The organism is Halostella sp. PRR32, from assembly GCF_034808085.1.
GTDB lineage: Archaea > Halobacteriota > Halobacteria > Halobacteriales > Natronoarchaeaceae > Halostella > Halostella pelagica.
Genome location: NZ_JAXHGL010000215.1, coordinates 1 through 254, shown reverse-complemented (window position 1 = coordinate 254; position 254 = coordinate 1). Strand labels below are relative to the sequence as shown.

At 77.2% G+C, this 254-nt stretch carries 1 pseudogene; it reads right to left on the bottom strand.

The annotated features are described in order from the left end of the window. Positions 1-254, bottom strand: a pseudogene (locus SM753_RS20935) (S9 family peptidase); the annotation flags it as partial.

The window sequence follows — 254 nt, the reverse complement described above, 5'->3', positions numbered from 1 at the left end:
GCCGGCGGCGGCGAGCGTCTGGAACTCGTGCCACATCGTCCCCGACCCCGTCCACGTGGCGTGGGGGCCGCCGTGGACCTCGACGACGAGCGGCGCGGACTCCTCGGGGCCGAGCTCCGGCGGCGTGAACAGCCAGCCCTGGACTGCCGCGTCCGCGACGCGGTCCTCGTCGACCGACGCCACGGCCCGAGTCTCGTTTCCGTCGTCCGACGCCGCACCGTCGTCGGGGCGGAGCGCGCTCGCGTCGCCCGCGG